Annotated in this window: 21 protein-coding genes; 14 read left to right on the top strand and 7 right to left on the bottom strand. The window is 70.3% G+C overall.

Annotated elements, in window-relative coordinates; genetic code table 11:
• Positions 1-6: 6 nt before the first annotated feature.
• From U9J66_RS06685 to U9J66_RS06665, 5 genes are all read left to right on the top strand, one after another.
• Complete coding sequence (locus U9J66_RS06685) at positions 7-735, top strand: YggS family pyridoxal phosphate-dependent enzyme (protein WP_161111547.1); 729 nt, start codon at positions 7-9, stop codon at positions 733-735.
• Between the two features lie 136 nt (positions 736-871).
• Complete coding sequence (locus U9J66_RS06680; protein ID WP_014908806.1) at positions 872-1,399, top strand: cell division protein SepF; 528 nt, start codon at positions 872-874, stop codon at positions 1,397-1,399.
• A gap of 39 nt (positions 1,400-1,438) precedes the next feature.
• Positions 1,439-1,735 (top strand): YggT family protein, encoded by a 297-nt coding sequence (locus tag U9J66_RS06675; RefSeq protein ID WP_017534083.1) that lies wholly within the window; start codon positions 1,439-1,441, stop codon positions 1,733-1,735.
• 131 nt (positions 1,736-1,866) lie between these two features.
• Positions 1,867-2,748, top strand: a complete 882-nt coding sequence (locus tag U9J66_RS06670) for a DivIVA domain-containing protein (RefSeq protein ID WP_014908354.1) — start codon at positions 1,867-1,869, stop codon at positions 2,746-2,748.
• A gap of 71 nt (positions 2,749-2,819) precedes the next feature.
• Complete coding sequence (locus U9J66_RS06665; protein WP_326337308.1) at positions 2,820-4,358, top strand: hypothetical protein; 1,539 nt, start codon at positions 2,820-2,822, stop codon at positions 4,356-4,358.
• A 55-nt stretch (positions 4,359-4,413) separates the two neighbouring features.
• On the opposite strand, the gene ileS is transcribed toward U9J66_RS06665, so the two are convergent.
• Positions 4,414-7,614 carry an isoleucine--tRNA ligase gene (gene ileS / locus U9J66_RS06660; protein WP_326337307.1) on the bottom strand — a complete coding sequence of 1,067 codons (3,201 nt, stop codon included), beginning with the start codon at positions 7,612-7,614 and terminating at the stop codon, positions 4,414-4,416.
• A 380-nt stretch (positions 7,615-7,994) separates the two neighbouring features.
• Here ileS and U9J66_RS06655 point away from each other — a divergent pair, with 380 nt between their 5' ends.
• The 5 genes from U9J66_RS06655 (at position 7,995) to U9J66_RS06635 (ending at position 10,917) form a co-directional block, all read left to right on the top strand.
• Complete coding sequence (locus U9J66_RS06655; RefSeq protein WP_026124920.1) at positions 7,995-8,255, top strand: hypothetical protein; 261 nt, start codon at positions 7,995-7,997, stop codon at positions 8,253-8,255.
• 66 nt (positions 8,256-8,321) lie between these two features.
• Complete coding sequence (locus U9J66_RS06650) at positions 8,322-8,870, top strand: GNAT family N-acetyltransferase (protein WP_042281279.1); 549 nt, start codon at positions 8,322-8,324, stop codon at positions 8,868-8,870.
• Between the two features lie 117 nt (positions 8,871-8,987).
• Positions 8,988-9,398: a TraR/DksA family transcriptional regulator gene (locus tag U9J66_RS06645; RefSeq protein WP_014912766.1), complete on the top strand. Its 411-nt coding sequence runs from the start codon at positions 8,988-8,990 to the stop codon at positions 9,396-9,398.
• Positions 9,399-9,427: 29 nt separating this feature from the next.
• Positions 9,428-9,994, top strand: coding sequence for a signal peptidase II (lspA, locus tag U9J66_RS06640; protein WP_326337411.1), 567 nt, complete (start codon positions 9,428-9,430; stop codon positions 9,992-9,994).
• Positions 9,991-10,917, top strand: coding sequence for an RluA family pseudouridine synthase (locus tag U9J66_RS06635; protein ID WP_014910717.1), 927 nt, complete (start codon positions 9,991-9,993; stop codon positions 10,915-10,917). The genes lspA and U9J66_RS06635 overlap by 4 nt, the downstream gene beginning before the upstream one ends.
• 79 nt (positions 10,918-10,996) lie before the next feature.
• Here the strand turns inward: U9J66_RS06635 and U9J66_RS06630 are convergent, their stop codons facing one another.
• Positions 10,997-12,046, bottom strand: coding sequence for a DMT family transporter (locus tag U9J66_RS06630; protein WP_161111550.1), 1,050 nt, complete (start codon positions 12,044-12,046; stop codon positions 10,997-10,999).
• Positions 12,047-12,118: 72 nt separating this feature from the next.
• Between U9J66_RS06630 and U9J66_RS06625 the strand changes: the two genes are divergently transcribed.
• Positions 12,119-13,024 (top strand): LysR family transcriptional regulator, encoded by a 906-nt coding sequence (locus tag U9J66_RS06625; RefSeq protein ID WP_014912176.1) that lies wholly within the window; start codon positions 12,119-12,121, stop codon positions 13,022-13,024.
• Between the two features lie 21 nt (positions 13,025-13,045).
• On the opposite strand, the gene U9J66_RS06620 is transcribed toward U9J66_RS06625, so the two are convergent.
• The 4 genes from U9J66_RS06620 to U9J66_RS06605 all read right to left on the bottom strand — a co-directional run bounded on the left by U9J66_RS06620 (position 13,046) and on the right by U9J66_RS06605 (position 16,858).
• Positions 13,046-14,728, bottom strand: coding sequence for a thiamine pyrophosphate-dependent enzyme (locus tag U9J66_RS06620; protein ID WP_014911869.1), 1,683 nt, complete (start codon positions 14,726-14,728; stop codon positions 13,046-13,048).
• A gap of 161 nt (positions 14,729-14,889) precedes the next feature.
• Complete coding sequence (locus tag U9J66_RS06615; RefSeq protein WP_026124919.1) at positions 14,890-15,204, bottom strand: AzlD domain-containing protein; 315 nt, start codon at positions 15,202-15,204, stop codon at positions 14,890-14,892.
• Positions 15,201-15,920: an AzlC family ABC transporter permease gene (locus U9J66_RS06610; RefSeq protein WP_187294601.1), complete on the bottom strand. Its 720-nt coding sequence runs from the start codon at positions 15,918-15,920 to the stop codon at positions 15,201-15,203. Before U9J66_RS06610 ends, U9J66_RS06615 begins: the two co-directional genes overlap by 4 nt.
• A gap of 86 nt (positions 15,921-16,006) precedes the next feature.
• On the bottom strand, positions 16,007-16,858 hold the full coding sequence (locus U9J66_RS06605) for a helix-turn-helix domain-containing protein (protein WP_014911209.1): 852 nt from the start codon (positions 16,856-16,858) through the stop codon (positions 16,007-16,009).
• Positions 16,859-16,910: 52 nt separating this feature from the next.
• On the opposite strand from U9J66_RS06605, the gene U9J66_RS06600 reads away from it, so the two are divergent.
• From U9J66_RS06600 to U9J66_RS06590, 3 genes are all read left to right on the top strand, one after another.
• A complete protein-coding gene (locus U9J66_RS06600) occupies positions 16,911-17,348 on the top strand; it encodes a GNAT family N-acetyltransferase (RefSeq protein ID WP_014911672.1) in 438 nt (145 codons plus the stop codon).
• 161 nt (positions 17,349-17,509) lie between these two features.
• Positions 17,510-18,169: a PaaI family thioesterase gene (locus U9J66_RS06595; protein WP_026124917.1), complete on the top strand. Its 660-nt coding sequence runs from the start codon at positions 17,510-17,512 to the stop codon at positions 18,167-18,169.
• A gap of 283 nt (positions 18,170-18,452) precedes the next feature.
• Entirely contained in the window at positions 18,453-18,827 is a 375-nt protein-coding gene (locus U9J66_RS06590; RefSeq protein ID WP_014911112.1) for a chorismate mutase, read from the top strand.
• On the opposite strand, the gene U9J66_RS06585 is transcribed toward U9J66_RS06590, so the two are convergent.
• Positions 18,824-20,065: an endonuclease/exonuclease/phosphatase family protein gene (locus U9J66_RS06585; protein ID WP_326337410.1), complete on the bottom strand. Its 1,242-nt coding sequence runs from the start codon at positions 20,063-20,065 to the stop codon at positions 18,824-18,826. The two genes, U9J66_RS06590 and U9J66_RS06585, sit on opposite strands and share 4 nt — an antisense overlap.
• Positions 20,066-20,204 lie beyond the last annotated feature (139 nt).

Here is a 20,204-nt window from a genome sequence, read left to right as displayed (position 1 = left end):
ACAGTCGTGTCAGACATCGATCCCGCGCGCACCGAGCAGATCCGCGCCAACCTCCAGGCCGCGCGGGACAGGATCGAGGCGGCCTGCGCCAAGGCGGGGCGTTCCCCCTCCGAGGTGTCCCTGGTCGCGGTGACCAAGACCCACCCCGCCTCCGACGTGCGCGCCCTCGCCTCCCTGGGCGTCGTCGACGTCGGAGAGAACCGGGACCAGGAGGCCGCCCCCAAGGCCGCGGAGACCGCCGACCTCGATCTGACCTGGCACTTCGTGGGCCAGCTCCAGACGAACAAGGCCCGTTCGGTGGCCTCCTACGCCGACGTCGTGCACTCGGTGGACCGGGCCAGACTCGTCCGGGCCCTGGGCGACCGCGCGGCGGAGGCGGGGCGCACGTTGACCTGTCTGGTCCAGGTGAACCTCGACGACGACTCCGAGGCGGGTGTCCTGGGGCCGCGTGGCGGAGTGGACCCGTCCGACGCTCCCGGGATCGCCGACCTGATCGAAGAACATGAGGCGCTCTCCTTGGGCGGTGTCATGGCGGTCGCGCCCTTGGGAGGGGACCCGTACACCGCCTTCGGTCGACTTCACGAGGTGGCGGGGCGGATTCGTGATCGCTACCCTCGGGCAACGATGATCTCCGCCGGGATGAGCGGGGATCTGGAGGCGGCGATCGAGCGAGGAGCGACACACCTCCGCCTTGGTGCGGCGTTGCTCGGCGCCCGAGGGACGAACGTGGGGTAATGTCCCCACATAGACCTTGGGGCCTGTCTGTGGAGTTCGCCCGAATGGGCGCCCGCCCCGCCGTTGCGGGCGCAGGACAGGCGCAGACGGAGGAGTCGGCTTCGATCGGGGCCGCGAGGACGACGGAGGACATGAGATGGCCGGCGCGATGCGCAAGATGGCGGTCTACCTCGGCCTCGTGGAGGACGACCGTTACGATCACCGCTATGCGGACGAATATGATGAGTTCGACGATTTCGACGAAGGCGCGGAGGAGCAGCGTGACCGCGACGCCGATCCTGCGCGAGGCGGGGAAACACGAGGCGACGACGTGACGGACACCGGCGATTACCTGGGAACGGGTGAACGGCGCGGTGGCACCACCACGACCGCCTCTACCGCCGACCTGGCTCGGATCACCACGCTCCACCCGCGCACGTACAACGAGGCGCGTACGATCGGAGAGCATTTCCGGGAAGGTACGCCGGTGATCATGAACCTGACCGAGATGGTCGACAGCGACGCCAAGCGTCTGGTCGACTTCGCGGCTGGTCTGATCTTCGGTCTCCATGGCAGTATCGAACGCGTGACCAACAAGGTGTTCCTGCTGTCCCCGGCCAACGTCGAGGTGACCGCCGAAGACAAGGCGCGGATCGCCGAGCGAGGGTTCTTCAATCAGAGCTAGACCATCACATTTGTCCAGAGATTGGGTCGGGGAACGACCGTGAGTATCGTTCTGTCAGTGCTGTCCGCGCTGCTTCAGCTGTTTGTCTTCGTGCTGATCGCGAGGGTGGTACTGGAGATGGTGCAGTCCTTTTCGAGGGACTGGCGACCCAGCGGGTTCGTTCTCGTGCTCGCTGAGATCGTGTACACGATCACCGATCCGCCACTGAGGTTCCTGCGCAGGTTCATCAAACCGGTGAGGCTGGGGAGCATCGCACTCGACCTGAGTGTGCTGATCCTCTTCTTCGCCATCCTGCTTCTCCAGAGCATTCTGGCGAGGCTGGCGATGGGACTGTGACAGGGAAGGGCCAGGGCGAAAAAACCGCCCTGGATTCCGATATGTGGTCTTGGTCATGATCTGGATTGCCGTAAGGTCACGATCGGGTAGCGTCCCTACGGACAGACTCCAAGCGCGCCAAGGAGACGAACATGCCGCTGACACCCGCCGATGTGCGGAACAAGCAGTTCAGCACCACCCGGCTTCGGCCGGGATATGACGAAGAGGAAGTCGATGCCTTCCTCGACGAGGTCGAGTCGGAACTCGACCGGCTGATCCAGGAGAACGAGGAACTGCGCGGCAAGCTGGCCGAGTGCCTTCGAGGCAAGGTCCCCAACGCCGGTATGCAGGACTTCCAGCAGCCTCAGGAGCAGCAGGAGCCGCAGCAGCAGATGGAGCAGGTGCGCCCGGAGCCCGTGCAGGCGCAGCAGCCTGTCGAGCAGCCGGCCCAGCCGCCCGCCCCGATGCAGATGACCGGCGCCAACCTCGCCATGGGCGGTGAGGAGAACATGGACACGGCCGCCCGCGTCCTGGCCCTCGCCCAGCAGACCGCCGACCAGGCGATCAGCGACGCCCGCCGTGAGGCCGACGAGACCCTCGGCCGCGCCCGCCACGAGTCCGAGGACATCCTCGGCAAGGCGCGCCGTCAGGCCGACCAGATCATCGGTGAGGCCCGTGCCCGTTCCGAGAACCTCGACCGCGACGCCCAGGAGCGCCACCGTCAGGTCATGGGCAGCCTCGTCCAGCAGCGCGAGGAGCTCGAGCACAAGGTCAACGTGCTCAAGGACTTCGAGCGCGAGTACCGCAGCCGCCTGAAGGACTACTTCGAGCGTCAGCTGCGCGAGCTCAACGAAGAGGGCAAGTCGGTGGAGCCCAACCCGAACACCACGGGCGGCTTCCAGACGATGAACCCGCAGTCCGGCGGTGCCCCCGCGCTCCAGCAGCACGGCCCCGGCGGCAACCCGTTCGGTCAGCCCGAGCCCGCCCAGCACGGTGGTTTCCACCCGGGCGAGACCCCGCACGAGCGCCGCTGAGCTCTCGGTGGCAGGCGGCTCCGAACAACTGAAGACTCCAGCTCTACACGTGTAAAGGCCCTGGTCGACCCGTGATCCTTAGCATCCTCGCCACCGTGGCGGTGCTGGCGGCCATAGCCGTCATCGCGGCTGCTCTGGTGCTCGCCGAGACCACCCTGGTGTACATCGCACTGGGACTCGGCGGACTGAGCGTCCTCCTCCTACTGGGGGCGCTCCTCCAAGGCAGGTTCGGCAAGGACGGACCGGGAACGGTACGGACGGGCGGTTTGGGGAAGTCGTCCGTCCCCATGACGACCGGGCCGGGGGCCGGCATCGCGCCGGGCCCCGTGTGGGAGCAGGAGCCGACAGGGCGCGTACCCGCACCGGCCGAACCGCCGGTGCGGGTCACCCCTGTGGGGGAGACCTTCGAGACGCACCGAACGGACGACGGTGCGGAGGACCCCGAGTTCGAGATCCCCCGTTGGGAGACCCCCACCGCGGGCGATCGGACCGAACCGGTCATGGCGGCCCGGACCCCGCCCCACACCGAGACCCCCACCGCGGGCGACGACGCCCGCGACGAGACCACCTCCGCCCCCGAGGCCACGACGGCCGAGGAGGAGCGGGAGGAACACGAAGACCTCGTGAAGGCCGAGCCCGAAGAGGGATCGGCCTCCGAACCCGTCGAGGAGCCCACGACCGTCACGGAACCGGAGGAGGCCTCCACCCCGGTGGAGCCCGAACCGGAGACCGTGACCGCGGTGGAGGAACCCGTCGGGGAACCCGGGCCGGCCCCCGTGGCCGAGGCTCGGGAGGACATCGACCGGAGAGAGTCCGAGGAACCCTCGGAGACCGCCGGCACGAAGGACGACGAGTCCGCGACCGACGACGACACGCGCGAACCGGAGACCTCCGAGAGCGACACCGCGGTCGAGCGGACCGAACCATCGGAGCGGGAGGGGGCCTCCGAGGCCCTCACCGCCCCGGAGGAGGACGAGAACGCCCCGGCCGGTGCTTCGACCACCACCGACCCCGACACGCCCGTCTCCGGCGACATGGACCTCGAGGAGGAGGCCGCGTCCGAGGAGACGGGGCCGATCTCCGACGAGAACGTCGAGACCTCGGAGAGGTCGGACGAGACCGGGACGGACGACGCGCCGGCCGTTATCGACACGGCCGATGAGGTCGACGAGGAGAAGACCGAAGAGCCCTCCCCGACCTCCGAGACCGTGACGGAGCCGACCGAGGTCGAAGGGGCGGACGAGCGCGAGGACATGGAGGATCCGATCGCGCCGGTCGCCGCGGAGGCGACGGAGGACACCTCGGCCTCCGACACGCCGGACGAGACGACCGACGCCTCGACCGGGGACGACACCGAGGTCCGGGACGAGGACGAGGCCCCCGAAGAGGCGGAGAAGACCTCCGACAAGGCCGAGAAGGACCCCCCGGAACCCGAGGAGACCTCCGGGACGGACCCCGAGGACGACACCGACGGCGAAGACACCGAACGGTCGACGAAGGAGGAGGACGCCGCGATCGCCTACGCGGCCATCCTCGACGAGACCGTCGACGCCGACGAAGAGGAACGCGACCGGGCCGAGGGTCGCAAGGACTCCTCCTACAGCGGCTGAGAACGAGACGAAGGGCGCCGCCTCCCCACGGGAGACGGCGCCCTTCGTCGTCGTATCAGGCCTTGCGGAAGGCGAAGGTCACACCGAACTCCTCGGACCGGGTCGAGTGCGGGGTGTCCTCTCCCGCGCCCGCCACGAAGCTGTCGGCCAGCACCTCACCGGCGATGGTCCGCGCGTGCTCCTCCAGCGTCAGCCGGACGGTCTCGTCCTCGGTGGCCCACCACACGTGGATCCGGTCGGAGACCTCCAGGCCGCTGTTCTTGCGGGCCTCCTGGAGCATCCGGACCATCTCCCGGGCCAGACCCGCGCGGCGCAGCTCCGGGGTCAGCTCCAGGTCCAGCGCGACGGTCTCTCCGGACTCGGAGGCCACCGCCCAGCCCTCACGGGGCTGCTCGGTCACCAGGATCTCGTCGGCGCTCACGTCCACCGACTCGCCCTCGACCGTCACCTGGGCCCAGCCGGTGGCGCGCACCCGCTCGACCAGGGCGGCCGGGTCCGCGCTCTGAACGGCCTTGGCCACCAGCGGCGTGCGCTTGGCGAATCGCTTGCCCAACGCTCGGAAGTTCGGCTTGACGACGTAGTCCACGAGGTCGCCGCCGACCGAGGACAGGGAGTCCAGACCGGCCACGTTGAGCTCGTCGGACACCTGGTCGCGCAGCTGCTCCGGCAGGTCGGCGAAGCCGGGGGCCCCGACCAGGGCGCGGGCCAGCGGTTGACGGGTGCGCAGCGCCGAGTCGACGCGGGCCGAACGGCCCAGCTCCACCAGACGACGGGCCAGCGCCATCTGCTCGGACAGCGCGGGGTCGATCAGGTCCTCGTTCACCCGGGGCCAGGAGGCCAGGTGGACCGAGTCGGCGGCCTCGGGGCGGCGCAGCGCCGACCACACGTGGTCGGTCAGGAACGGCACGACCGGGGCCATGAGCAGGGTGACGGTCTCCAGCGCCTCGAACAGCGTCGCGAAGGCGGCGGCGCCCTCGGGGCTCTGGGCCCCGCGCCAGAACCGGCGACGGGAACGTCGCACGTACCAGTTGGAGATGTCGTCGACGAACGCGGTCAGACGACGCCCCGCGCCGGTGGTGTCGAACTCCTCCATCGCCTTGGTGACGTCGCGGACGACCTCGTTGAGCTCCGAGAGCAGCCACCGGTCCAGCATCGGACGGTCCTGGGGAGCGGGGGCCTGGGCCAGCAGCGAGTGGTCCCAACCGGAACCGGCGTTGGCGTACAGAGTGAAGAACGAGGTGGTGCTGTAGTAGGTCAGCAGCACCTTGCGGACGATCTCCTCCAGAGCCGCGTGACCGACCCGGCGGGCGGTCCAGGGCGATCCGGAGGCCAGCATGAACCAGCGCAGGGCGTCGGCGCCGTGGCGGTCCATCACCGGGATGGGCTCCATGACGTTGCCCAGGTGCTTGCTCATCTTGCGGCCGTCCTCGGCGAGGATGTGGCCCAGGACGACCACGTTCTCGTAGGAGTTACGACCGAACACCAGGGTGCTGACCGCCAGCAGCGAGTAGAACCAGCCGCGGGTCTGGTCGATGGCCTCGGAGATGTACTGGGCCGGGAAGTTGGCCTTGAAGGTCTCCTCGTCGACGTGCGGGGCGCCCCACTGCGCGAAGGGCATCGAACCCGAGTCGAACCAGGCGTCGATCACCTCGGGGACACGACGGGCGACCCGTTGCTCCTCGGGCAGGGAGGGGTCGGCGTCCGGGTCGGGGATGACGATGTCGTCGACGTAGGGACGGTGCGGGTCCAGCGAGGACAGGTCCTGGCCGCTGAGCTCGCTCAGCTCGGCCAGGGAGCCCACACAGATCCGGCGGCCATCGGGGAACTCCCAGATCGGGAGCGGGGTACCCCAGTAACGGTTACGGGACAGGGCCCAGTCGACGTTGCCGCGCAGCCACTCGCCGAAGCGACCCTCCTTGACGTTCTCCGGCACCCAGTTGGTGACCTCGTTCTGGGCGAGCAGCTCGTCCTTGATCCGGGTGGTGCGGATGTACCAGGACGGCACTGCGTAGTAGAGCAGCGCCGTGTGGCAGCGCCAGCAGTGCGGGTAGGAGTGCTCGTAGTTCAGGTGACGGAAGAGCAGACCGCGGTCCTTGAGGTCGCGGACCAGCGTCTTGTCGGCCTCCTTGAAGAACACCCCGCCCACCAGGGGGAGGTCCTCCTCGAAGGTGCCGTCGGCGCGGACCGGGTTGACCACGGGCAGACCGTAGGCGCGGCAGACCGTCATGTCGTCGGCACCGAAGGCCGGCGACTGGTGCACCAGACCGGTACCGTCCTCGACGGTGACGTAGTCGGCGAGGACCACGAAGTGCGCCGGTTCGTCGAAGGGGACGAGGTCGAAGGGGCGCTGGTAGGTCCAACGCTCCATCTCGTCGCCCTCGTAGCGTTCGCCGGTGAGCTCCCAGCCCTCGCCGAGCACCTGCTCGAACAGGGGCGCGGCGACGATGAGACGCTCATCGCCGTCGGTGGCCACCACGTACTCGACGTCGGGGTGCACGGCCACGGCGGTGTTGGAGACCAGGGTCCACGGGGTGGTGGTCCACACCAGCAGGGAGGTCGGGTGCTCGGGGGCGGCCGCCGGGCCGGAGGTCACCGGGAACCGCACGTAGACGGAGGGGTCGGTGACGGTCTCGTACCCCTGGGCCAGCTCGTGGTCGGAGAGCGTGGTGCCACAGCGCGGGCAGTAGGGGCTGATCCGGTAGTCGCGGACCAGCAGGTCCTTCTCCCAGATCCGCTTCAGGGCCCACCAGACGGACTCCACGTACCGCGGGTCCATCGTGCGGTAGGCGTCCTCCATGTTCACCCAGTAGCCCATGCGCTCGGTCATGGCGGTGAAGGCGTCCACGTTGCGCAGGACGGACTCACGGCAACGGTCGTTGAACTCGGCGATGCCGAAGGCCTCGATGTCCTTCTTGCCGCTCAGACCGAGTTCCTTCTCCACGGCCACCTCGACGGGCAGGCCGTGGCAGTCCCAGCCGGCCTTGCGGTCGACGTGGTAACCGCGCATCGTACGAAAACGCGGGAAGACGTCCTTGAACGCGCGGGCCTCGACGTGGTGCACGCCGGGCTGTCCGTTCGCGGTGGGCGGGCCCTCGTAGAAGACCCAGTTCTCGTTGCCGCGGGTCTGGTCCAGGGAGCGCTGGAAGACGTTCTCCTTCGACCAGCGGCCGAGGATCTCGCGCTCCATCGCGGGCAGGTCGATCTGAGCGGGCAGTTGGGGCAGCGCGCGGGATTCGGGCCGGGGGTCGTCGGTCACCGTCGTACCTTTCTCCATCAGGGATGTTCCTGACGGAGGGACGAGGCCTGGGCCCCGCGGTACCACCCTCCTTGGAGCCGCGGCCGTGACCGCTGGGCGGTTCGGCGGCGGGTCCCGCTTCATTGGGTCAACGCCGGTTCTACTGGGGCGGATCCACGATTTCTCGGGACGGGCGCCTGTTCCTCCGGCCGCTCCGGGGTGATCTTCGCGCTGGTCGTACCCCCGGGCTCACACCGTCCCCGGGTCGCTTGGCCGGTCCAGCCCCTCATAGGCTGTGTCCGCCCGGTCGGGGCCAACGCTACTCGTCCCCATCGACACGGGTTCAGGATAACGCAGTACGGCGAGGTAGGCCGCTGAACCGTACAGGAAGGGGCGCGGTGATGGTGGAGCGTACACGGGGGACGGTACTGGTGACCCTGCCCGACCGCGAGGACGCGGACGAGTTGGCCGAACAGCTCCTGGAACAGGGTTACGAGCCCTGCGCGGTGCATCGGGACATGCTCGCGGGGGAGGACGACGCCGAGGACGTCGACTGGGTGATCGAGGTGTCGACCGGTCCGCACGGAGGCCCCGCCGTCTTCGACGAACCGCACCTGTCCCTCCTGGCCGAGGACTACGGGGGCTTCGCCGTCGCCGAGTGACCGATATGGGGCCATCGGGCCCTAGGGCCCTGGTCGGGCGGGTACCTCGGGACGATGATGGTGGGCATGACGATCCGTGAGGCACGGCCCGACGACGCACCGTCCATCGCCGAGGTCCACGTCCGTTCCTGGCAGGCGGCCTACCGGGGGATCATCCCCGACGAGCTCCTGGACGGTCTCGACCCCGAACGGCTCACCCGGATGTGGAAGGCCCGTCTCCGTGAGGGTAGGGGCGGGGACGGCGTCCTCGTGGCGCAGGAACGGGACGGGGTCGTGGCCTTCGCCGGCTTCGAGACGACGGACGCTCCCCGAGGGACGGAGGGGGAGGGGACCCGGGTCGTGGACCTGGGCGCCTTCTACTCACTGCCCTCGGTGTGGGGCAGTGGGGTCAATCAGAGACTGGTCACCGCCGTGCACTCGGCGATGGACGGATGCCCCGAGGACCGGGCGGTGCTGTGGGTGCTGTCCGCCAATACCCGAGCCCGCCGTTTCTACGAGGCGCAGGGGTGGGAGGACACCGGCACCGTCGTCGATCGCGGGATGTTCGGCGGCACGATCGTGCGGCCGACCGCGCTCTACCACCGTCCGATCCGGCGGCCGGGATCGTTGCCTTGAACCGGTTCATTGCCTAGGCTTCGCGGCATCATCGCCCACGGCAACGCGTAGGGGGCGCGCCCTCGTGGTCCGGTCAGGGGTGCGGGGGATCCGTGGGCCACCCGAAAGGGGAGTGCGATGAAGGTCACCCAGGCGGCGAGGCTACCGGTCCGGGCGGGGGAGAGCCCGTGGACCCCCGAGGAACTCGCCGAGGTCAGAGGTCTGCTGGAGATCGAGATCGAGGTCCGCAAGGCCGAGCTCAGGGAGAACGAGGACGAGGTCGCCGAGCGGCTCACCGACCCGGTCGAAGGGGCGGGGGACGACCCCGCGGACGTCGGCGCCAAGGCCTTCCAACGCGAACACGATCTGGCGTTGGCCTACAATACTCGTGACCTGCTCGCCATGAGCGAACGGGCGATCGAACGGATGGACGCGGGGACCTACGGGGCCTGTGAGTCATGTGGCCAGGCCATCGGCAAGGCGCGTCTCCAGGCCTTTCCCAGGGCCACCCTGTGCGTCACATGCAAACAGCGCGAGGAGCGTCGCTGACCGAGATGGAGCCCTCCGGGGACGGCAACATGGCCACGACCGACGAGAAGAGCGCCCGCCCGCGCAGGTACCTACTCCTGCTGCTGGTGGCGGTCGCCGCGATCGCCGTCGACTTCGCCACCAAGGAATGGGCCCTGGCGACCTTCCGCCAGGGCGAGAGCGTCGACGTGATCGGGAGTTTCCTACAGTTCACCCTGGTGTTCAACACCGGTGCCGCCTTCTCGATGGGCACCGAGTACACGTGGGTGTTCACCATCGTGGCCACCCTCGTGGTCCTCGGGATCGCCTACATCGGTCTCCGGGTGCGCAGCGTGTGGTGGGGGATCACGCTCGGATTGATGATGGGCGGTGCGGCCGGCAACCTCATCGACCGTTTCTTCCGTGAACCGGAACCCTTCCACGGGGCCGTCGTCGATTTCATCCGGCTGCCCAACTGGCCGGTGTTCAACCTCGCCGACTCCTGCGTGGTGGTCGGGGCCTGCCTGGTGGTCTTCCTGACCTTCAGGGGGATCGACCTCGACGGGACCCTGGCCTCGGACGACAAGACCGAGGCGACCACCGGTGAGGACGACGGCGAGGGACGGAAGAACACATGAGCGACACCAGGAGCCTGCCGGTACCGGACGGTCTGGAGGGCGACCGGCTCGACTCCGCGATCGCGCGGATGTTCGGCCTGTCCCGGACCCGGGCCGCCGAACTCATCGGTGACGGGAACGTCCTGCTGGACGGGACCGAGGCGGGCAAGTCCGACCGTGTCCAGGCGGGGGCCTGGCTGGAGGTCACCCTTCCGCCGCCGCCCACCGCTCCGGTCCCGCGCGCCGAACCCGTCCCGGGCATGACCATCGTGCACGAGGACGCCGACATCATCGTGGTCGACAAGCCGATCGGCGTGGTGGCCCACCCCACCGTCGGTTGGACCGGCCCCAGTGTCCTGGAGGGGCTGTTGGCCTCCGGTGTGCAGCTGGCGACCAGCGGCGCGGCGGAACGCCAGGGCATCGTGCACCGGTTGGACGCCAACACGACCGGCCTGATGGTGGTCGCCAAGAGCGAGACCGCCTACAGCGTGCTCAAGCGGGCGTTCAAGGAGCGCACCGTGGACAAGCGCTACCACACGCTCGTCCAGGGACACCCGGACCCGTTCCGGGGCACGGTGGACGCCCCGATCGGTCGGCACCCCGCCGGTGACGGTCGATGGGCCGTGGTCGCGGGCGGACGCCCCTCGATCACCCACTACGACACGGAGGAGGCCTTCCGGGCCGCCACCCTGTTGGAGATCAAGCTGGAGACGGGGCGTACCCACCAGATCCGGGTGCACATGGCGGCGCTGCGCCACCCCTGTGTGGGGGACATGCTCTACGGCGCCGACCCCACCCTGGCCGAGCGGCTGGGGGTGCGGCGTCAGTGGCTGCACGCGGTCCGGCTGGGCTTCGACCACCCGACCGAGCACCGGCCGGTGGAGTTCTCCAGCCCCTACCCCGACGACCTGGCCGAGGCCGTGGAGCGGCTCCGCGAGGAGTAGCCCGCGTACGAGGCCCGATCGCCCGTGTCCCGCGTTCTCTCGCGGGGCGCGGGCGATCTCGTGTTCCCGTCCCTGAGACTCAGGGGCGGGGGGTCGTGCCGGGGCCCCGCGTGCCCACGGGGGTCTCGGGTGGCTCCGGGGCGGTGGCCGTCGGTCGTGGGCGGGCGTCGTGGTCCGGGGAGCGTGTTCCGGCGCGGGTCGCGCGGGGTGAACGCAGGAGCCCCTGGCACAGGGCCGCGCCCAGGATGATCACGAGGGCGCCCAACGGCTGATTCCAGCTCAGGGTCTCGCCCATGAGCACGATCCCGGCGCCGATCGCCACCACCGGCACCACGTAGGTGACCGTGGTCGCCACCGTCGCCCCCGCGGCACGCACGATGCCGTACTGGAGGACGTAGGCGAAACCGGTCCCGAGGGCGCCCAACGTCGCCACGGCCAAGGCCGCCCTCCAGGTCAGGTCGGTGGGGATCCCGCCCGCCCAGGGGGCGATCAGGAGCAGGGGTACCGAGCCGAGCAGCAGTTGGAGGGCGCTCAGCTCCAGGGCCCCGTGCGAGGTGCCCGCGACGAACCGGCGCAGGTAGGGGGTGCCGATTCCATAGCAGGCGGTGGCCCCCACCACCAGGAGCATGCCGACCAGGGAGTCGCGATCCTCCATCACCGAGACCTCCAAGGAGTTCCACACCCCGAAGACGGTGAGCACGCCGAGGAAGCCGATGGCCAGCCCCAGCAGGCGGTCGCGGTCGGGGCGTTCGTCGGACAGCAGCAGGATCGAGAACACCACTCCGAACAGCGGGGTCGAGGCGTTGACGATCCCCATCAGGGCCGACGGTATGAGCTGCCCTGCGTAACCGAACAGGGTGAAGGGGATCGTGTTGAGCAGCAGGGCGGCCACGAACAGGTGGCCCCACAGCCGGGGAGAGGTGGGCAGGCGGCCTCCGCGTAGGAGCAGGACCGCGAGCAGGGGCAGGGCCCCGGTCAGCATGCGTCCCAGGGAGAGCTGGACGGGGGTCAACACCTCGGCGCCGACACGGATCAGGACGAAGCTCATGCCCCAGACCAGGGCGAGGACGGCGAACTTGGCACGCCAGCCCGACAGCGAGTGGGCGAGCCCGGTGGAAGAGGTGGCCATGGGATGTTTCTATCCCGTACTTATTCTTAGGTCTACTTCATTCTTCTAAACTCAGAAGTTAGTATCTCTTACATGCTCAGTGTCGACCGGCTCCGGGTCCTGCACGCCATCGCCGTCCACGGTTCCCTCAGCGCGGCCTCCCAGGCCCTCCACGTCACCAACTCGGCCGTCTCCCAACAACTCGCCAAACTCGAACGCGAGGTCGGCCAACCCCTCGTCGAACGCAACGGCCGCGGGGTGCGACTGACCGCCGCCGCCGAACTCCTCGTCGACCACGCCTCCCGGATCCTCTCGCTGGTCCACCAGGCCGAGGCCGACCTGGAGGCCCACCGCGACGACGTCACCGGTCACCTGCGCCTGTCGGCGATCCCCACCGCCATCCGCGGGCTGCTCCCACGGGCCCTGCTCGCGCTACGCGAGGAACACCCCGGGCTGCACGTGGAACTGAGCGAGGAGGAGCCCCACGAGATCCTGCCCTCCATGATGCGGGGAGAGGCCGACATGGCCCTGGTCGTGGACTGGGACGGGGCCCCGATGCCCCTGCCCGAAGGCATGTCGCGGGCCCCCATCACCGACGACGTCAGCGATATCGCCCTACCCGCCGACCACCCGCTGGCCCACAGCGAACTCCTCCAACTCGACGAGATCCTCGACCTTCCGTGGATCAGCTGGTCGCGCGGCTCCATCTGCGACGACTGGCTGCACGACATGATCCGACGGCGCGGCGGCGAACCCCGGATCGTGCACAACGTCGAGGAACACCAGACCAAACTGGCGCTGATCGCGGCCGGGATCGGCGCCGCCGTCATGCCGCGCATGGGGAGGGGACCCCTGCCCGAAGGGGTGAGGATGATCCCGGTCCAACCCGCCCTGGTCCGGCAGGTCTACGTCTTCTGGCGCACCGACGCATCGCGGCGACCCGCCATCCGCGCCGTCGTCCGCGCCCTGCGCGAGGCCGCGGTGGGAGAGGACGAGTGACCCTGCCGGCCGGGGCGGGCCTCAGACCTCGCCCAACAGATCCGACATGGTCGCGGTCGGACTGATCACCTCCGGATCGGTGCGCACGTCCACCAGGGTCGGCAGCTCCGCGGTGACCGCCTCGGACAGGGCCTTCTCCAGCTCCTCCCGGGTGTGCACGGTGGCGCCCCGCGCTCCCAACGCCCGGGCGTAGCCGGCCAGGTCCAACGGGCCGCCGATCTCGGTTCCGGCGATCCGTCCGAGCCGACGGGCCTGGTGCATGGCGATGGTCCCGTACAGACCGTTCTGGAACACCACCACGGTCACGGCCGCCCCCGTACGGACCGCCGTCTCCAGTTCCTGACCGGTCATCAACGCGCCGCCGTCGCCGGCCACCGCCACCACCGTGCGCTCCGGCGCGGCGAGTTTGGCGGCGATCGCGGCCGGCACCGCGTAGCCCATGGCGCCGCTGGTCGGCGCGAGCTGGGTGTTCGCGTGCCGATACCACCAGCCCCGGTGGAGGAAGGAGGCGAAGTTACCGGCGTCGTTGGTGATGAGGGTGTCCTCCGGAAGGGCGTCCCGCATACCGGCGATCACCGCCCACGGGTGCATACGCGAGCCCCGGTGGAGCTCGACGTCGGAGGGCACCGCCGAGCTCTCGATCCACAGCCTTCGGGCCGCGCTCCAATCCCGGTAGAGCGGCCGGCCCGGGGCCAGGGCCAGTGAACGCAGCGCCTCCCCGGCGTCGGCCACGGCACCCGCCCACACGTCCTTGGTGGCGCCCACCTGTTCCGGGTCGATATCGATCTGGGCCACCCGGGTGCGCCCGTCGGACTCGGGGAGCCGGTACCCCTGGGTGGTGGTCTCGCTCATCCGACAGCCCACCACCAGGACCGCGTCGGCGTCGGCCAACGCCCCCAGGACCGCGCTGGGCGCCCCCAGACCGAGGTGGCCCAGGTACAGCGGATGGTCGTTGGGGAACACGTCCTGGCGGCGCCAGGCCGCGTAGACGCCGGCGCTGTAGCGTTCGGCCACCCGCACCAGGTCCTCGCGCGCGGCCCGGGCCCCGCCGCCGGCGATGATCACCGGTCGTACGGCCCGGGTCAGCCAGGAGGCCAGCCGGTCGCGGTCCTCCTCCGAGAGGGGCGGGCGCGGCGGGGACATCGGACGGGGGGTCGGCACCTCGCCCACCCGTTGCCCGAACAGGTCTCCCGGTACCGCGATCGCCACCGGGCCGGGGCGGCCGGTGGTGGCGATCCTGATCGCCCGGGCCGTGATCTCGGCCAGCCGGTCCGCCCGGTGGACCGTGGTGGACCACTTGGTGATGGGCGCGTAGAAGGCGGTCAGGTCCACCTCCTGGAAGGCCTCGCGACCCAGCCGTTCGGTCTCGGCCTGGCCAAGGAAGACGATCATGGGGGTGGAGTCCTGCATGGCGGTGTGCACCCCCACCGCCAGGTTGGACGCGCCCGGACCTCGGGTGGCCGCGGCGACGGCGGGGACCCCGGTGAGTTTGGCGTCGGCCTCGGCCATGAAGGCGGCGCCGCCCTCGTGCCGGGTGGAGATCAACCGCATCCCGGGGTGTCGGTCGATGGCGTCGGACAGTTCGAGGAAGCTCTCCCCGGGGACGGTGTAGCAGCGTTGGATCCCGGCCGCGGCCAGGACCTCCACCGCCGCGTGGGCGGCGGTGTCGGTGGGGGGTTGGGGCCGTTGTGCGGCAGTGGCCATGGAGGCGGGTCCTTCCATCGTCGCAAGGTCCTCTCAAGGCGTACCGGGACGAGCGTGTCCCGGGTGACATGCGGCCGACTCTCGCAGGCCTCCCGAGGCCGGTCAAGGCCGGAACGAAAGGCCTGTGGACAAGCCGCCACAAGTCACCCGGATCCCTCGGCTCAGAGCCCGAAGGCGCGCATCGCGGCTGTCGTGGCGGCCGCCACGACGACTACGACCAGGAAGGGCGCCCGCAGGGCGAGGGCGAGCACGGCCGCGCCCACCCCGGCCATGCGGGCGGTGTCCCAGGCCAACGCCTGTCCCTCGCCCCGCAGGGCCTCCACCGCGATCAGGGCCGCGAGCAGGGCTACGGGGACCGCGACCGCGAACCTCTGGACCCAGGGGTGGTCCAGCAGGCGTCGAGGGGCGGCCATCCCCGCGTACTTGAGCAGATAGCATCCGGCGGCGGTGGCGATCAGGGCGATCCACAGGCTCATGCCCCCACCTCCTCGGAGCGGCTCTCGGAGGAGGGCCTCGTCCGTCCTCCGGTGCCGATCAGCGCGATGGCGGCGGCGGAGGCGGCCAGCAGCACGGGGACCCCGGGCGGCAGCAGAGGGGTGGTCGCCAGGGCCACGCCCGCGCCCACCAACGCGATCAGGCGGGTACGGCCGTCTCCGTCACGGAGCCGCGGCCACAGGAGCCCCAGGAAGATCGCGGGCCCCACCGCGTCCAGGCCGAACGCGTCGATGTCGCTCACCCGTTCCGTGGCCAGAGCCCCCACCAGGGTGAAGAGCACCCAGAAGACCCCCAACACGACGTAGGTCGTCAGGAAGGCGGTCCGGGCGGACCGCCGGTCCGGCTGGGCCAGGGTCACGGCGGTGGTCTCATCGATCACCCCGTGGGCGGCCGCGGCGCGCCGGAACCCCCTCCAGCCGAGGACGTCGGTCAGTCGTAGCCCGTACAGGGTGTTGCGGGCGCCCAGGAGCAGTGCGCCCAAGGCGCCCGCGACGAGGCTTCCGCCCCCCGCGATCACCCCGACCAGGGCGAACTGGGAGGCCCCGGTGAACATGAACGCGCTCAGGAACACGGATTGCGCGGGGGAGAGCCCCGCGGCGACGGCGGCCGTACCGAAGGCCAGGCCGGCGGCGCCCACGGCGATACCGATACCCAGGCTGTCCCGGACGGCCGGGGAACGTAGTCGAGACAAGAACATCACGTTCGCCCACGTTAGGCGGGTCCGGGTGTTCCGTCTTGAACGTTCTTGCCGCCTCGGGGGCGGCGGAGAGGCGGTGGTCCATCTCAGGGAGACAGGAGGGCCCGTTGGTAGGCGCCGGGAGGCACCCCCAGATGGCGGCGGAAGTGGCGGGTCAGGTGGGGCTGGTCGGCGAACCCGACCTCCGAGGCGACCTCGCCCACCGGTCGGCCCGCGGCCAGCAGGGTCCGGGCCCGGTCCACCCGCAGCTGGTTCAGGTACGCGTGCGGCGGAAGCCCGTAGCGGGAACGGAAGGCCCGGTTGAGAGCGAAGGGCCCCAGACCCACCCGGGCGGCCAGCTCCTCCAGGGACGGCGGATCGGTCAGAGCCCCGGTCAGCAGCTCGCGGGCCAGCTCCACCTCGGGCCGGGCGGTGGGTTCGACGACGTTCCCGACCGGTTCCCGCCCATGGGAGCGCAACAGCATCGCCAGCCCACGCCGGAGCAGGGCGGAGGAGGTCAGGCGTTCCCCCCGCTCGGCGGCCATATGCGCGGCCACCAGGACCCGGGAGACCTCGGGGGCGTCGATTCCGGACTCGCGGAAACCGGGGGTCCCGCGCATCCCGAGCTCGCGCCCGACCCCCTCGACCACCTCGCGGGCCGGGTAGAAGACCCGGTAGCCCCACCCTTCCGGGATCCCGGCGTGTCCGGTGTGCACCTCGCCGGGGCCGACGACCGCCAGCCCGCCGGGACCGACCCGGGACCGGCCTCCGGGATGGGAGTACTCCTCGATCCCCCCGGTGATCATCCCGATCGTGTACGTGGGATGGGTGTGCCGGGTGAAGGAGGTGGTGACGAAGCGAGCGGTGAGGAGTTCGGTATCGGGCAGCCCGGAGAACCGCCAGTACCGCGCGCGTTCCACACGCGGGTCCTCGACGGTGGGGTGGACTTCGTCGGGCATGCCCATACACCCAGGTTAGAGGTGGACCGAAGGTGTCCGTTAGTCTGCGCGGATGAGCAAGCCACAGATCCGCCGCGCCCACGACGAGAAGGACCGTGCGGCCGTCTTCGTCATCCGGGGAGCGGTGTTCGTCGCCGAGCAGAAGGTGCCCATCGATGAGGAATGGGACGAGCGCGACGCCACCGCCGCCTTCCTCCTGGCCTTGGACGAGGGGGTCCCGGTCGGCACCGTCCGCCTGGTGGACCAGGGCGCGGGCGTGGGGCTCCTGGGCCGCATGGCGGTGCTGCCCGAGGGGCGGGGACGCGGGATCGGCGCGGCGCTGGTGCGCGCCGCGGAGGACCTGGGGCGCGAGCTGGGGCTGGAGCGGGTGGAGCTGCACGCGCAGACCCACGCGCTGGGCTTCTACGAGCGGCTGGGGTACACCGCCCACGGTGAGGAGTTCCTCGACGCGAACATCCCGCACCGGCACATGGAACACGTTCTGACCTGAGCGGATCCTCCCGAATGTGTCCCCCGTCTCCGTGATGTGTGACGGGGGGCGCATATCACCCCTCGCGCCCACCGGAATACGACCGAGTACGATTCGGTTTTGACGTGGGCCGGGCCACGGTACGGGCCGGCGACGACGAACACCGACCCGACGAGGAACACATGACGGTCAACACGCAACCGACCACCGAGACGCCCGACCCCCGGGCCTTCGGCCTTCCCCTGGTCGAGGGCGGTTCCCTCCCCGCCGAGCTGCACTCCCTGGTCTCCAGCGTCCACGACCTCATCGACGCCGTCGGCAACACCCGGGCCGACACCGAGACCCTGGCCGAGGCCGCCGCCACCGTCCGAGGGCTCACGGACCGCCTCGACGTCGACCGGCGCCAGGTGGGCACCATGGTCACCCGAGACCTCGGCGACGGCACCACCGAGATCGGCACCATCACCAACATCGTCGCCGGCGACACCAACCCGGCCGCGCCCCGACTCGCCCTCATGCGCACCCCCGAGGGGATGCGTGCCGAGGTCACCCTCAACACCATCTACCAGGGGCCTCCCGGGCTGGTCCACGGCGGGTGGATCGCGGCCATGCTCGACCAGGCCGTCGGCAGCGTCTCCTCGGTGGAGACCAGCCCCGGCCTGACCGCCAGACTGGAGATCGACTACCGCCGCCCCACCCCGCTGTTCACCCCGCTGGAGATCACCTCCTGGGTGGAGCGGACCGAGGGCCGCAAGGTCTACGTGGCCGGTCGTATCCGCGCCCACGGCCAGGTCACCGCCGAGGGCAAGGCGCTCATGATCCGGGTCGAGGTCCCCGAGTAGGGGAGCACCCCGCATGTCGAGGCCGTGTCCGCTCCGGGCGCGGCCTCTCGCCGTTGTAGTAGCATCGCACCCATGACCCACCGCGCTTTCGTGTTTAGGCCGCCGACGGACCCGTCGGCCGCTCACACCTGAGCGAGAACGGGAACGTCGGCTATCGGAGCATTCGGGCACACGCCCGGTGCTCCTTCGTCTTTTCGGGCGGCCGACGCCCCGAACACGTTTCCCGCCGGGACGTACGGTCGCGCCGCATCCGCGTACGCAACCACTCCCGGAAAGGGACATCGTGCACGACCGTCACCACGCCACCGGCACAGAGAACGTCGACGAGCGCATCCGCGACCTGCGCGGCCGCATCGACCTGATGGACGCCGAGCTCGCCGAGCTCCTCGAACGTCGGGCGCTGGTCGCGGCCCAGGTCCAGCGGCTCAAGCCGGTGGGCTACTTCGCCGGACGCGACATGACCCGTGAGCGCGAACTCGTCGAGCGCATGGCCGAGCGGGCTCCCCGGCTGGGGGCCGAACACCTGGCCACCATCATGGACAGCGTCATCGGTGCCGGACTGGCCGTCGCCCAAGAGGAGGCGGCCGGCCGAGACCGACCCCGGTCCGGAACGAGCGGCCCCGGCCGGCGCACCGGCCGACCGGGGGAACGTCCCTAGGGACGCGCCACGTCCACCCAGACCAGACGGTGGTCGGAGCTGGGGAAGGGATAGTCGCCGGTCAGACGGAACAGCGGGTCGTCCACGGTCGGCCAGAACACCCCCGAACCCCGGGCGGGGAGCGAACGGGAGGGCAGCACGTAGTCCACCCGCAGGTTGCCCGGCCCCGGCTCGTCGTTGAAGTCCGCGCTGTCCAGCCCGGGGTCCCCGACGTGGTCCTCGTTGGCGCCGCCCTGGCGCTGCGCCGCCCCGCGGCCGCCCTGGCTGGAGGGCCGGACGTCCACCACGGACCGGTGGTCCAGCAGCCGGGTGACGGCCTCGGGGTGCCCGTCACCGTCGTTGGGGTCGGCGTTGAGGTCGCCGGCGATCACGAAGGGCGCCCCGGGGGCGAGTCCGCCGCGCACCCCCTCGTCGTCGTAGATGTAACCGCTGTCGCGTCGGGTGACGTAGTCGGCCCAGAAACGGATCTCGTCGTGGTTGCGGGCCACATTGCGCCGCTCGGGGCCGTCGAAGGTCGGGGGAGTGGGGTGGGAGGCCAACAGATGTACCGGCCGCCCGCGACCGGTGTTGATGGGCACGTCCCAGTGGCTCTTGGAGGACAGCCGCAGGACCTCCAGGGCCTCCTCCGAGTAGTACGACCCGCCGGTCTCGGGATCGGTGGGCAGTAGCGCGTCCGGCATGTCGGCCCAGCGGAAGGTCTGGAAGGTGCGCACCTCGTCGGTGACGATCGGGTACTTCGAGAGCACGGCCATCCCGTACTGGCCGGGGAAGAGCCCGTACCCGAAGGCGTCCTCCGCGTACTCGGGGGTCCCCGGCTCGGTCACGGCGACTCCGTCGCCGTTCAGGTCGACCCCCGAGGCCACGCCCGTGTTGACCGGCGCGCTGTACACGTACGGGTAATCGATCGGGTCGGCCCCGTTCTGCCCCACGGACAGGTAGTTGTCCTGGAACAGACGCAGCCCCTCGCCCTCGTCGTCGTGGTCGAACTCGTTCACCAACAGCACGTCGGGACGGACGTGCTGGATGATCTCGGCGATGTTGCGGGCCTGCTCGCTGTCGGGCGTGGCCAGCTCCTCCGCCAGCATGCCCTCCTCCGGGCGCTCCAGGGCGGTGTTGAAGGTGGCGAAACGTACCTCGCGCTCTCCCGGCGGTTCGGGCACGGACGAGGAGGCCGAGGCCGGAACGGGGGAGGCCACCAGAGCGGAGGCGGCGAGAACGAGAGTGGCGGTGGAGGCCACTCGACGGGTTCTGACGGACACGGGGATCCTCTCGGAAGGGCGATCACACGATAGATGGTCGCGACACGACCGGCGGGAGGCTAGCAGTTCGGTGGGAAGCGCCGGTGACGTGGAGATGGTCTCCGGACGTCGGAGAGGG

The sequence above is a fragment of the Nocardiopsis sp. LDBS1602 genome, assembly GCF_035818715.1.
Classification (GTDB): domain Bacteria; phylum Actinomycetota; class Actinomycetes; order Streptosporangiales; family Streptosporangiaceae; genus Nocardiopsis; species Nocardiopsis alba.
Note: the sequence above shows the minus strand (reverse complement) of the source record. Positions and strands in the feature narration are given on the sequence as shown.